This is a genomic window from Candidatus Burkholderia verschuerenii (genome assembly GCF_001189365.1).
In the GTDB taxonomy this organism is placed as follows: Bacteria; Pseudomonadota; Gammaproteobacteria; order Burkholderiales; family Burkholderiaceae; genus Caballeronia; species Caballeronia verschuerenii.
Genome location: NZ_LFJJ01000002.1, coordinates 17,066 through 29,161, shown reverse-complemented (window position 1 = coordinate 29,161; position 12,096 = coordinate 17,066). Strand labels below are relative to the sequence as shown.

The 12,096-nt window shown below is 58.4% G+C and carries 21 protein-coding genes; 5 read left to right on the top strand and 16 right to left on the bottom strand.

Going from position 1 to position 12,096, the window contains the following annotated elements; genetic code table 11:
• Positions 1-10 precede the first annotated feature (10 nt).
• From BVER_RS00960 to BVER_RS00895, 16 genes are all read right to left on the bottom strand, one after another.
• Positions 11-316: a hypothetical protein gene (locus BVER_RS00960; RefSeq protein ID WP_050451746.1), complete on the bottom strand. Its 306-nt coding sequence runs from the start codon at positions 314-316 to the stop codon at positions 11-13.
• Positions 317-326: 10 nt separating this feature from the next.
• Positions 327-680, bottom strand: coding sequence for a hypothetical protein (locus tag BVER_RS00955; protein WP_050451619.1), 354 nt, complete (start codon positions 678-680; stop codon positions 327-329).
• 3 nt (positions 681-683) lie between these two features.
• Positions 684-956 carry a hypothetical protein gene (locus BVER_RS31100; protein WP_157055869.1) on the bottom strand — a complete coding sequence of 91 codons (273 nt, stop codon included), beginning with the start codon at positions 954-956 and terminating at the stop codon, positions 684-686.
• Between the two features lie 14 nt (positions 957-970).
• The gene (locus BVER_RS31095; RefSeq protein WP_157055868.1) at positions 971-1,183 is read right to left on the bottom strand and encodes a hypothetical protein; all 213 of its coding nucleotides are present in this window, start codon (positions 1,181-1,183) and stop codon (positions 971-973) included.
• A 1-nt stretch (position 1,184) separates the two neighbouring features.
• Positions 1,185-1,550 carry a hypothetical protein gene (locus BVER_RS00950; RefSeq protein ID WP_050451616.1) on the bottom strand — a complete coding sequence of 122 codons (366 nt, stop codon included), beginning with the start codon at positions 1,548-1,550 and terminating at the stop codon, positions 1,185-1,187.
• Between the two features lie 42 nt (positions 1,551-1,592).
• Complete coding sequence (locus BVER_RS00945) at positions 1,593-1,820, bottom strand: hypothetical protein (protein ID WP_157055867.1); 228 nt, start codon at positions 1,818-1,820, stop codon at positions 1,593-1,595.
• Positions 1,821-1,839: 19 nt separating this feature from the next.
• Complete coding sequence (locus BVER_RS00940) at positions 1,840-2,706, bottom strand: zinc ribbon domain-containing protein (RefSeq protein WP_050451614.1); 867 nt, start codon at positions 2,704-2,706, stop codon at positions 1,840-1,842.
• An 87-nt stretch (positions 2,707-2,793) separates the two neighbouring features.
• Positions 2,794-3,246: a hypothetical protein gene (locus BVER_RS00935; protein WP_050451613.1), complete on the bottom strand. Its 453-nt coding sequence runs from the start codon at positions 3,244-3,246 to the stop codon at positions 2,794-2,796.
• A complete protein-coding gene (locus BVER_RS31090) occupies positions 3,247-3,606 on the bottom strand; it encodes a hypothetical protein (RefSeq protein WP_157055866.1) in 360 nt (119 codons plus the stop codon).
• An 8-nt stretch (positions 3,607-3,614) separates the two neighbouring features.
• Positions 3,615-3,983, bottom strand: a complete 369-nt coding sequence (locus tag BVER_RS00925; protein WP_050451610.1) for a hypothetical protein — start codon at positions 3,981-3,983, stop codon at positions 3,615-3,617.
• Between the two features lie 15 nt (positions 3,984-3,998).
• The gene (locus BVER_RS00920) at positions 3,999-4,214 is read right to left on the bottom strand and encodes a hypothetical protein (RefSeq protein ID WP_050451609.1); all 216 of its coding nucleotides are present in this window, start codon (positions 4,212-4,214) and stop codon (positions 3,999-4,001) included.
• A 33-nt stretch (positions 4,215-4,247) separates the two neighbouring features.
• Positions 4,248-4,457, bottom strand: a complete 210-nt coding sequence (locus BVER_RS00915) for a hypothetical protein (protein WP_050451607.1) — start codon at positions 4,455-4,457, stop codon at positions 4,248-4,250.
• A 46-nt stretch (positions 4,458-4,503) separates the two neighbouring features.
• Complete coding sequence (locus BVER_RS00910; protein ID WP_050451606.1) at positions 4,504-4,962, bottom strand: hypothetical protein; 459 nt, start codon at positions 4,960-4,962, stop codon at positions 4,504-4,506.
• A gap of 39 nt (positions 4,963-5,001) precedes the next feature.
• Positions 5,002-5,451 carry a single-stranded DNA-binding protein gene (locus BVER_RS00905; protein WP_050451605.1) on the bottom strand — a complete coding sequence of 150 codons (450 nt, stop codon included), beginning with the start codon at positions 5,449-5,451 and terminating at the stop codon, positions 5,002-5,004.
• 69 nt (positions 5,452-5,520) lie between these two features.
• Positions 5,521-6,741 (bottom strand): tyrosine-type recombinase/integrase, encoded by a 1,221-nt coding sequence (locus BVER_RS00900; RefSeq protein ID WP_050451603.1) that lies wholly within the window; start codon positions 6,739-6,741, stop codon positions 5,521-5,523.
• 2 nt (positions 6,742-6,743) lie between these two features.
• Positions 6,744-7,799, bottom strand: a complete 1,056-nt coding sequence (locus BVER_RS00895) for a hypothetical protein (protein ID WP_050451602.1) — start codon at positions 7,797-7,799, stop codon at positions 6,744-6,746.
• Positions 7,800-8,188: 389 nt separating this feature from the next.
• Between BVER_RS00895 and BVER_RS00890 the strand changes: the two genes are divergently transcribed.
• The 5 genes from BVER_RS00890 (at position 8,189) to BVER_RS00870 (ending at position 11,827) form a co-directional block, all read left to right on the top strand.
• A complete protein-coding gene (locus BVER_RS00890; protein ID WP_050451600.1) occupies positions 8,189-8,479 on the top strand; it encodes a hypothetical protein in 291 nt (96 codons plus the stop codon).
• A gap of 267 nt (positions 8,480-8,746) precedes the next feature.
• On the top strand, positions 8,747-9,784 hold the full coding sequence (locus BVER_RS00885; RefSeq protein WP_198155107.1) for a DNA-binding protein: 1,038 nt from the start codon (positions 8,747-8,749) through the stop codon (positions 9,782-9,784).
• A gap of 57 nt (positions 9,785-9,841) precedes the next feature.
• Positions 9,842-10,522, top strand: coding sequence for an AAA family ATPase (locus BVER_RS00880; protein ID WP_050451596.1), 681 nt, complete (start codon positions 9,842-9,844; stop codon positions 10,520-10,522).
• 326 nt (positions 10,523-10,848) lie between these two features.
• Positions 10,849-10,995 (top strand): hypothetical protein, encoded by a 147-nt coding sequence (locus BVER_RS32190; protein WP_198155106.1) that lies wholly within the window; start codon positions 10,849-10,851, stop codon positions 10,993-10,995.
• Position 10,996: 1 nt separating this feature from the next.
• Positions 10,997-11,827 (top strand): hypothetical protein, encoded by an 831-nt coding sequence (locus BVER_RS00870; protein WP_050451593.1) that lies wholly within the window; start codon positions 10,997-10,999, stop codon positions 11,825-11,827.
• Positions 11,828-12,096 lie beyond the last annotated feature (269 nt).

Here is a 12,096-nt window from a genome sequence, read left to right as displayed (position 1 = left end):
TCGATCGACCCTAGTGTTGGCAGTAAGCATCACGACGAGCTTTCCACAGGACCGTAATGGCGTCGAGATTGGTGGCAAAGCGTCCGACTTGCCGGCAGTCGCTGTCCGACACTTCGTCATATGGGGCGTTAATCGATGCACGCCATTCGCCGGATGCACAGCGCTCGTACCCACCGACGCACTCATATCCGCCTGGCGTCGAGAGAGAAGTAGGGCACCGGCGCAGCAGAAAGCCGTTTGCCGTGTCCGCGTCGCCGTTACAGTTACGCTCGATGAAGAACTCGCCGTCATCGAGCAGTATCAGGTGCTTGTCCATTGCCGCCTGGTTAGCCATTGCCACGATGCGCCTTGGGGCTGACAGGAATCCAGCGCAGCGGATCACTGCGTTTGCGGTCCAATGAACCGTCAGAGGCGGTCATATGGATGCCAGCTTCTTCGCAGACGAGACCGTCACGAACCGAGCCGAGCGAATAAGCCTCGTTCTTGAAGTAGCAGAACGAGAAGGGATCTTGCGAGGGCTGATGAGCCGACAGTTCGCCCGCGACCTGCTGCAAATCCTGGTGCAGCATGGCTAGTTGGGTTTGCGTCATCTGTTGTGCGGCGTCCGGCGCGGACGCGGATTGAGCGAACGCGAAGCTCGACGTAACGAGTGCCGCGACGGCGAAAATCATCTTCTTCATTGGCTATCCTAAACCGGCTACCGGCCGGTATGCGGGGCGCATGCGCGCCATTGGATTCCATTTGCTCGATTCGATACGGTTAGCCGCGCGCACGCGGTGCTCATTTTTCGTGCGCAACGAAATGGCATTTGCCCGGCCGCCGCAACGGGGGCACTCCCATTCAATGCTATCGCTCAGCCCTTGACCATCCGGGCCGATGTAGAAGCCGCCTTGACGCACTTTGTAGGTGATCGGCTTCGCATGACCAAAGATCCGGCACCACACGCTTTTAAGCATCGCTTCTCTCCGCGCTATTTGTTCGAGTAGTGGGCTTGCAGCACACTCAGATCCTGCGTCACCTCAATGACATGCGGGCGATAACGGCGTGCCGGCGAGGCGATGCTCGCAATGCCAGGCAGTTCGCCTGTGTCCATCGAAAGGGCCATGCGAAGCCGCGCCATCGCTGCGGAACGGCGATGACTCGCCAGTGAGGCGCGCTTAGCGCGTTGGGAAATCTTAGTCACGTCATTTCCTCTCGGACGCGTCGCGCATCGCGACCGTCACGCGTTCCATCAAGCCAGCGCGCATTGCAAGATGCAGAACCGCACGGGTATACGCCTGCACGTTCGTGCCCGCTTCCGTCACCTGAGCCTTAATAAATCGGTTCATCGACTCGGGTGCTCCGATCACCACCGATACCAGTTGGTCTAGGGGATCAATGTTGCTGTTGCCTGCTTTGGCGCGCTTGCGTGGCTGAGCAGCTACCACCGCTTCCGTCACGAGTGCATCGAGGTTGAGTTCCTCAGCGATTGCTCGCGTATTCCCCTCGTGAACCGGAATGGCGGATTTCAGCAATGCATCGAGTGCCTCTTTTTCGACCAGGACTTTCATATACCTTTTTCCTAACGTTAGCCGTCGAGCAGTGCTCACTTCCTAGCCGTTCACGTTGGCATCGGTTGCCACCGCTACAGCACCGAAGGCGACCAATCCAGCCAACGCGTAGTTAAGCAAATGCATTTCAGGATCGGCATGCAAAAACACGAACAGCAAGACTTCGAAGAACACTGTAAAAACGGTCGCAAAGAAAACCGGCGTGAAGTTGTCTTGCCGCTTTGCTTCAGTTTTGCTTCGTCGCAGTCGAAATCCAGTGATGCTTTTCATAGTCTCGTCTTCCCGCGCATTAAGCAGCAACAGCTTTTGCTATCTTCACCTCGTAAAGCTCTACAACCTTGCGGCCATAACCAGTGTTCGCGTCGTTATCCATGATCTCGCCGCGCACCAAGGCAAGCCAATGACCGTTCACGCCGACGATGTAGGTTCGGTCCGTGGGCAACTCGGAAATCAGCCTTTTCAACGTCGGCGCTTTACCAGAGCCGATGCCTTTCAGGCTGCGTAATTCAAGTTCAAACCCCAGTTCACGTGCAGCGTTGATCGCCTTCGACTGAGCCATGCCGCCGTGGCTCCAACCATGCCGCTGACACACATGCAAGACAGTGGAAAATTCGACTCCGCACGCCTTGCTAATGGAGAATGGAACGCAACCGCCTTGCACGTCGCGCCCATCATCGTCAAGCATCGGCTTCGTTGAATCGTTCGCGACTTCGGTATGCCCCCATTCGTGCCCGCATTCTGTACAGCGTTTGAATTCCGTTATGCGGTTCAGGCTTTTGCGAACTGCACCGTACTCTGGCTCGCCGCGCCCATTGGCACATTCAGGACACTCGGGCCAATGCTTCGGCACGAACGGATCTTCTAGGGACGCTCGGATATCGATATAAACGTCCGTCGTCTCGATAGACACGAGCGTCCCGTTGCTCAATAACCATGAGATGAAGTCGCCCTCGTCCACGTAACAAGAGTCTTTGCAAGCGGCTTCGGCAGCAGCATATCGATCATGGCGATACTTGACCGCAAGCACAGAAAAGTCCAAACCAGTAGCGCCGATGAATGGACCGCTCGTCGCTTTATCCGCGTACTCGCCCCAATGCAAGAGGTAGATCGAACGATTAGTGCCGGTGAGTTTGATCTGTGACGCAGCAACAGTCATTGCTCTGTCCTCGTTTTTCCATCAGATGCGGTTTTGACGTGGGCAAGCAGTGGGATCTGCCTCACGCATCGCGGCCGTCACGTTCCCTTAACGTTCGCCATCGAGCAGTGCTCGCCAGCGGCGTCCAATGTCCTCCATTTGGCGCAATAGCGCATATGCCGCAGGCGCAAACAGAAATACGAACGGAAGAATTAGGGCGACGGCCATGCCGACGCTGCCGCCAGGGAAATGCTCAGCGCCCGCGCCAAACGCAATCCCGGATTCTTTCGGGACTTGAACTCGAACATCCGGCCTGCCTTCCGGCGTCAGCCATCGAGTTCCGACGACAGAGTAAGAGAGTTTTCCGATTGCGTTGCAGTAGCCCCCATCGACTCTCTTTGCTGCTGCCGCATCGCACGATACGCCTTCCAGAACGACATGCGCAGGGTCAATGGTTTGGAGAGAGAATGCCAGTCGCACGATCGCGTAATACGCGAGCAATGCAGGGCCGATGTACCACCACGATCCGAAGAAACTACCTTTCATTGCACGCCTCAACATTCAACTCCTGCTGACTATTTTGAGCCGGAATTCCGGCGATTTAACCTCTCCATCGAGCGTCACAGCCTGTCCAACAAACTCCACTATGCGTTCGACAGCAGCGTCGATCTGGTTATCCAACGGACGCACTTGAAGGCGATCGCGCCAGTGGTCGATCGTGATACTCAGCCGACTCGGCCATCCGTCTTCCTCGTAGATCCGCATGGCGAATTCACTGCCAGATGCCCGAATTTTTACAGGATCGCGCGCTGATGCGGGCTGAACGACTTCAGCGCCGAACCGGCCGCAAATCGCTCCAAGGATTCGCTCGAAGGCAGCGGCTTCGCGTGCTTGGGATGGAGTGCTGTGTTTCGCAGCCATGCGTTTTCCTATACCGGCCTGAACCGTTGCGCTTCCATTTCTTCCCGTTCGTGCAATGCGCGAAGCGGATCATCAGGCCACGAAAAGGTATCCGCACCGCCTAGATTCCTGAACGCGTCGTAGTCGTACCCGGCACGAATCATCTCTCCGCATCGAACGCACTTGGCGCGTCGCAGCGACTTTGTGACCGTGAAGTGGCCGCACTCCAAGGCAACCAACCTTCCAACACGCAGGTTCGGATGCGCGCCGGTCTTCCAGACCATTGCGTTGCAGAGAAGCGCGCTGCCCTGGTTCGTCGCGATCTTTTCGACTGGATCGGACTCGCCCGCGAACAACCTGGCAAGCGCATCATCCACAACCGGAGCAGAGGTAGCCATGCGTTTTCCGGTGTATCAGCCGTTGGCTTCGCGTGCGCTCAGGACGACCGCGACAATCACCGCGCCGAATGCAAAAATTGAGCAGAGCAGCGGCACGCCCATTTTCGGACCAACCGACAGCGCCGCTTCTACAGAGAACCCAAACCCGAACGCCGTAAACGCGAGCGCGACGACCGGGATCAATCCGACCGAAATTTTCTTGCTCACATGCTTTCCCTGAATAGCTTCCATTGATGTCCCCCGTTTTCCGACGTTCCGACAGCGTTACAGGTTGCGATGGTTGTAGTCGTAGCCGGTGACAACACCGCGCGAATTGAAGCGGATGGTCAACTCGGTGTTCTTCTCCGAGTGACCGAGCAGGTTCAGGCCGGGCAGGAAGCCAAGCGCCGAGTTCTCGACGCGCTGGTAATGCCACGATGCGTTGCCCTTGTCGTCGCTCGTTTGGTCGCTCGGCTGGCCGAACTTGGCGAGCACGTCCTGTTTCGTCGTGTGACCCGCCTGAATGGTCGATACGGTTGCGTCATTCGTGACGGCGGGGGAAGCGCCAACGGCGCAGCCGTTGAGCAAAGCCGCTGCGAGGAGCATCGTCGCCGTGGTGTTCAGGATTCGTTTCATCTTGTTCTCCGTGCTGTGGTTGGGCTTCCGACGCTGTTTGCGCAGGACTATCCGGTTGGTCTGATTCATCGGGCATTTCGCCCTTGGACTTCTTGATGCCGTTCTCGGCGGCAATCTTCATTGCGTCAATAACGAACAGATCGCGCTTTTCCTTGAGCACTTTCCTGATCCACGAGTGCGGCACAAAGGCTTCGCCGTTGTACACGCCGATCACTTCCGGGGGATCGGAGAGAGAGCGCTTCTCTGCGCCGTCAGAGCCGTCAGGGTGAAGTAGGGCGGGGATCATTGCCTCGCTGATGGCTTCGCAGTAGCCCACCCAACCCATGTCAACGCCGCCATTGCTGACGATATGGAAGAACGCCACGGGCGTTCGACCACTCCTTGTTCGCATGGCCGCCATCGGTCAGAACGGTGCGTCGTCTTCGGGACCGGCCGTGCCCGATGCGGGCGCGGCACTACCAGCCGAGGCATCGGGCCGGGAGGAGGCCGGCGCGGACCGCGACACGCTGCGCTCACGCCCGGACTCGGCACCGGTCGCGAAAAGGACGTTGGCGACGACTTCCGTGATGTAGCGGTCCTGCCCGTTCTGTTGATACTTGCGAGTGCGGGTGCGCCCCTCGACGTACACTTCCGTGCCTTCCTTCAGCTCGCGAGCCTCTTCGGCTAGTTGGCCGAAGACCGAGACGCGGTGATAGTCGGAAAACTCTTTCCACTCGCCGCTAACCTTGTCCGGATAGCGCTCGTGGGTCACGATTTTGAGGTTCGCCACCGTGCCGCCGCCGTTCGGGATGCTGCGCCCCTCTGCGTCAGCAGTGAGGCGGCCAAGAAGGATCTGCTTGTTGATGCTACCCATGTTACCCACGGTTAAATTCCGTATCGTATATATGATGCGTGAAAATTGCCTGCCACGCAATAACGGTTTTTAGTTCGGTTGTTCGCCCGTATCGGACCACCGGACGCGATGCTTATCGTTGAGATCGCGGTGCAGCTTCAGGTCTTCGGTGTGCGAGTAGATGGAGGTCGTGGAGATGCTTTCGTGACCAAGGACAGCCTGCACGGTGCGTAGATCCGCTCCGGCATTCAGCATGTCCGTTGCGGCTGTGTGGCGCATCCAGTGCGTCGAAGCCGCCTGGAGGCGCGATGCGCTCTCAGGATCGTTTCGGCCAAGCACCAACTCGGCATGCTTGAAGATTTCCTTGAACAAGACCCAAACCGACTGGCGCGTCAGCGGCCGATAGGCGCTTTTGGTTCGAAGCGAAAATACGAGCGGAGTCGTCTCGCCTGGCGCGGGCCACGACGAAAGACCGAAAGCCTCACGATAGCGGGAGATTTCAGGCAAGAAATGGTCCGGGATTGGAATCGCCCGCTCCTTGTCGCCTTTGCCGATCACGGTCAGGAAATAGCGTTTGCGGCCATCCTCACGGTCCTGAATGGCGGAGAAGGCTCCCATGGCTCCGTTGATCGCTTCTGCGGTTCGGATGCCCGTCATATAGAACAGTGTCGCCATCCAACGCCAGCGGGCGTAATGCTGCCGCTGAAAAGCGGTTTGGCGGGGTAGCTCCTCGATCGCGGCGAGCACCGCGTGCCACTGATCTTCGGTCAGAAAGCGCGATTGCGAACGCTCGGGCCTCTTCAGGCGTCGGCGATTTCGGATGATCGGATTTCCAGCCAGATAGCCGACGCTGCGCAACCATTCGAACATCGACCAGATGATGCCTTGCGCGTAGCGGATGCTCGACGGCCGTAGAGGTCCGGCGAACGGACGGTAGTCTTTCGACACTCCACCGTCCTTGTCACGCCGGCCGCGTTTCGTGCCGACCCACATGGAGCGCGGCTGAGGATCAGCAAGGAATGCAAGATACGCCTCCCAATCCTCGTAGACGACGGACGACAACGGCTTGCCACGACTTGCCAGTATCCACACGTAGAGGCGCACGACTTCCTTTTCGTAGGCGTCGTAGGTCTTCTGCTGGTCTGTGAACTGGCCTAGCCAGAGGCGAATGGCCTCCCAATCGGTATTGGCTGCGATCTGCTGCCTGCCCGCGCCCCGGTTCTCGCCCAAACTGCCGTCTAGCGAGGGCGGAAGCGTGGCGTTGAGCGCGAGCGCGAATGCCTGGTTGGGGGTGGTCGTGAGGGCGGTCATCGTTACACTGCGGCCTGGGTCATGTGTTGCGTTACCACGTCGTCCACGCTGAATTCGGCATCGGCATCGGCATCGGCGTCGGCATCGCCGTCCTCGGCATTCCCTTCGGCCGACGCAGCGGTTGCTGCCCGTGCCCGCTTGTTTTCCGCGCGCTTCTCGGCTTTCGCGTACACCTGCTGGACCTCGTGGTGCGCGTCGAAAAGCGCCTTCAGACTCACGGCCGACAGCGTGACAGTCTTGCCTTCCAGTTCGGCTTCGTTCCCGTTCAGGAGCGTCTGAAGGTTCTCGCGATCACCTTCCGACAGTCGAGTGTAGAAGGTATCGAGCGAGGAAACTACCTTGCTCACGATGGGACGCGGGATTGCCGGGCCGTACAGGGACTTGGCCGTGACCTTCTTGCCACCGTTGGCCCGCTCATGCTGGAGCCTGTCGATCAGGATTTCGAGTGTCTTTTTGCTGCCGTGCTTACGAAGCAGCGGAATTACCACGTCGGCCGATACTTCGTCCCGCACGAGCATTTCCTGAAGCGCAGTGTCCGACTCTGCGAGCATGATGCACTGCTCGACGTGCGTATCGGAACGGCGCGCGTGCGCGGCGATGCGGTGGATCGGCCAGCCCCAATTCGCGAGGCGGCGAAAGCCGTGACCCGCCTCTAGCGGCGTCAGTTGCAAGCCCTGTTGGCCAGTTGCGACCATATGCGCCGTCCGCTCGGCGTCGTTCCCGCGAAAGTGGCGACATTCCACAAACTGGATGTCGTGACCTTCGTCAATGAGTTCCAGATCCATCAACAGCCGGTTCTCGCCGTCGATAAGAAGCACTTCGCCGTCTTCCACCCGAACGTCCAGCGGCGGGAACACGGCACCAGCCAGTTTGGCGGCCTTCAGGCCATCGATGTACTGGCGACGGGCAGGGGTCATTTGCCCGAAGAGCCTCGAACGGACGTTGAAACCTTCCTCGATCTTGATGATGCGCGGGTCAACCTTGAAGTGGGTGACCTTGCCAACGGCTTCGATGCTTTTGTCCTCGGCCATCGCCTTGAGGGAAATGTGGTTTGCCATGCTGCTTCTCTCCAGTTCGAAGGGGCGTCGAAGCCCCAAAAGCGAGGATTTCCCTCGAAAAGCGCGTATCACTGTAACGATACGCAATTTCCGGGATGTTTCACGGCAAAACTGCATACCCGCTGCATCCCTTACGCAGCAAAGCATTCCCGGCGAAATGAGGCGAATGTTTCACGGAAATGCGATGATCGATACTGCTTCCCTGCTGCTGAGTGACATAATAGCAGTTATGTCAGATAAGAGCAATAGAGGATCATAAAAATGACGTTATACGTAATCATGAGTTGACGCCGCAACGGCGCTTTTCTATGCTTCATGATGTGCAGCAGGCGTTTCAACTGCCCTTGCTCGCGCTGGCGAGCCCTAATTAGACCCTGGAGGAAGCGGATATGCGGAAGGCACCAGACGGACAGCCAATCGACGCCGCCGCCGTCGAGCGCGAGATCGAGCGGATTAACGCGGCAATCGATGGCTTTGCGGCGGCCATGAAGGCGGCCATGGCGAGGAAGGCTGCGGAGGGCCGCACGGGATGGGACGACCCTTCCCTGCGCGCAGCGATCGTCGGCGATCTGATTGCGCATGCGATCTGCGCCGACAAGGCTCCTGGACAGGAGGTTCACGTCGCGAACTTCGCGATGATGCTGCACTACATTAGCGTATCGAAGCCTGCGATGGCGTAGCATTCGCGTCGATTTGATTCGATTCGATACACACCGATATCAAATGCTATCATATGAGTGCATTTGATATTGCATCATCAAGGTTATCAACAGTTTCTGTTGATAGACCTGTTGATATGCTGCACAATCCCGCCGCAAAGGGTTGATTTCGCTGAAATAGTTGGGCGATGACCGCCACTATACGAGATCAAACCATTTGCTTTGCTATCGCATGCAATCAAATGATTGCGAATGATAGCGACTGATATCAAATCGAAGCGGAGCGGCATGAAATCTGGCACGAGCAGGCCACGCGACCTTGACCTTGACGATCAGATCCGTGCAGAGGTTGAGCGCATCCGGGAAGAACACGCCTATCGTGGCGACTACCGGAAGCAGCTTCGAGCGCTGGTCGAAACCCTTTTCTTCAAGTTCGGCGAGCGAGCGGGCGCTTCGCGACTGGTTTCCCTACTCGCGGAAGACGGCCGGTCACCAAGCACGAGTACAGCCCAGGACGAGATCAATCAATTCTGGAAACGCCTTCAGGAAACGGCAAAGGTCAAGATTGAACGCCCTGACCTTCCCGATTTCCTGTTGGATGTATTTGGTCAGGCCGCAGCAACTGTTTGGGAGAACGCTCTTGCGCAGGCAGATGCTGCGTTGGCCGCCTTTCGCGCGGAAGCCGAGGAATCGATAAGCGCCGCTGAGACTCGTGCGAGCGATGCGGATCGCCGCGCAAACGTGGCCGAAGCTGCCGCCCAACAGGCGGCCGTCAGGGCGTCCGCCGCTGACGCCCTCCGCGAGGAGTTGGCCGTCCAGCTTGCTGCCGAACAGGCCGCGCGCCATGCAGCAGAGCATTCGCTCGGTCAGGTTCGGGCGGAGAGCGACGAACGTGAGCGCAAGCGCACCGAAGAAGCTGCCGACTTGCAGCGCACTATCCAGGAACTCCGGGCAGCATCCGATCGGATCGAGCGCGAGCAACGACGTTTGCTGGTGGTCACCGACGACTATAAGACTGCCGCTGCTCGCGATCGCGACGCTAGGAAGGAGGCGGAGGAAAACAATCGCGCGCTCACCATCACCATGCAAAGCATGCAGGGGAACATCAATCGCCTCTCCAACGAGCGGGGAATTCTCGAAGGGCGAGCCGAGGCGGCCGAAAAGCTGGCAGACCGCCTCCAGGAGGATCGCGACGCGGCGCTCACGAAATTGGCAGAGGCAACGACGCGCGCGGCGTCAGCCGAAACCCGCGTTCGCGAACTAGAAGCCGCGCTGTCCGCACAACGCAGCAGTGGTGGCAACGCTAACACCGAGCAAGTCGCCTAGTAGCTATCAAATGATAGCATTTGATATGATTCGATACAGTTATAAAGGGGCATTCGAATGAGCGTGAATCCGGTCGTCAACGGAGACGATGGCGCGGTCTTCGCAGTCGCCAGCGAGAAAGGTGGCACGGGCAAGAGCACGACGGCGACCAATCTCGGCGCTTACCTCGCAGGCGAAGGCCACGATGTAATGATCGTGGACTGTGACCCGCAGTCCACCGCGTCGAACTGGATCGACCGCAGAAACAAGAAGATCCTCGATGGCGCTTCGATCGCGAAGATCCACTGCACGCAGAAATCGGGAAACGTCTATGAGACCGTTCGAGATCTCGCGACCCGATACAAGTATGTGATCGTTGACGTGGGCGGTCACGACAGTAAAGAACTTCGAACGGCACTTGCCGCAGTGGACAAAGTGTATGTTCCTTTCGCTGCAAGTCAGGCCGATCTCGAAACGCTTGACCACATGAACGAGGTTATCAGCCTAGCGAAGGGACTCAACCCCGAACTGCGTGCGTTCGGTCTGTTGACCATGACCCCGCACGACCCATCGCCGCGCGAAGTGCTCGACGCAAAGGCATTCCTGAAAGAGTTCGACCAGATCGGATTGGCCGACACAACCATCGGCTACCGGAAAGTCTACAAACAGGCGCTTCTCGAAGGCTTGGGCGTGGTCGAGATGAGCAACTCCAAGGCGAAGGCTGAGATTCAGTTGTTCGCATACGAGGTACTGGCATGAGCAGTGGATTTGTCCGTCCCAACAGGAAGGCCCCTGTAGACCCTGCTGCACTGGAGCGCTTCGCGTCCGGCGCGGACGAACGACGTGCCGCAGTTGGCTCTACGGAAGAAGTACCACCGGCCGCGACGCCTGCGGAGGCACCGTCACCTACCCTCGCTGCCGAGGCTACGGCCGCACCGGTTGCAGCCCCCGCACCCACGCCGGCCGCCACGTCTGCGCCGCCCCCTGTTGCCGCAGCGGCCACCGCCCCTGCCGCCGTTGAGCGGAGCGTTGCTGCTGTCCAGCCGAAGCCGCCTGTTGACGGACCCGAGAAAGCTTCTGAACAGGTGCTCTGGCGCGTCTCACCTTCGACGCTGGCCCTCTACAACTTCGTGTTCGAGAACACCAACGTCAAGAGCAAACAGAAGCTGCTTGACGCGATCCTGCTCCCGGAGCTTGAGCGCCGCGCCGAGGAAATCCGCAAGGGACGCTAACGTGAAGAAAATGCCCGTCGAGCCAACCATCAGCAGCCTCGTCCGTTGCGAAGAATGCCGCAACTTCACCGGCACCTCTTTCACCTGGGGTTGCTCGAAGGGGTATGAGGCACCGCACAAGTACGTCTACATCAAAGATGCGTGCGCAGACTTCGCAGCGATGACGCGTGACGAACTGATCTACAAGCGTTTTCGTCTCAACGCGGAATGGGTCGGCGATGCGGACATCAAAAAACATCGCAGCACTGTGCGACGCACGGTTGGATCGTTGCGCAGTGCGCTCGACCAGTTCGGCCAGTATCTGTCGTCTGATCAGATCGAAGCGATCAAGCAGGCTCGACACGCTCTCGACGTATTGGGTGACGATCTGGAACGCGCAGAGAAGATCGCGCGAAAGGTGAAGCAGGACGCCGATGCGCGACGCGAACGCGAAACTGCGGAGCGCCGCACCAAACTCGTTCTCGCACAGCTTGGCGTCGATTCGATCGGTGCGGCGGCCACCGACGATGTACTGAAACTGGCCGAAGACGTCTCCGAGTTCGCGGGAAAGGCGGCAAGAGCATGGTGGGCTAAAACCACCGGAAGGACTGAAAGCTCATTCGACTTTTACATCAACTACAACCTCGATGAACTCGTCAAGCAGGTGCGACACAGCACCGAGGCTGATAGGCGCGCGAAAAGGCAGCGACTGATTCTGTCGATCGGCGAGCATCTCGACAAGCTCAACGATGCGTGGGCGAGCAGCCCGAAGATCGGGGACTTCCAGAGGTTTCGCGTGTTCCAGTCCGACCGCCGCAAAATTGCAGCGATGGCCCGGCCTTCGGCCGAGTAGCCTGCATGACAGATGCGGTGTTGGACATCGCGCTGTATACAGATATATCTGAATACAGCATTTGACGTGGTGCTGGCTGGATTCGCAAGCTAGATTTCATCCGCCCACACATTGAACGGCATCAGCAGGATGCGCCAACGATAGCCGGGCGTCTTTGCCCGGCCTCGCCTCATTACCTTTTGCACGAACGAGAATTCGTACTGGTCGGCATCATACGATCGGACGGTCTTCCATGGGCCACCACGCTGAAGCACAAAGCGGAGTTCTCT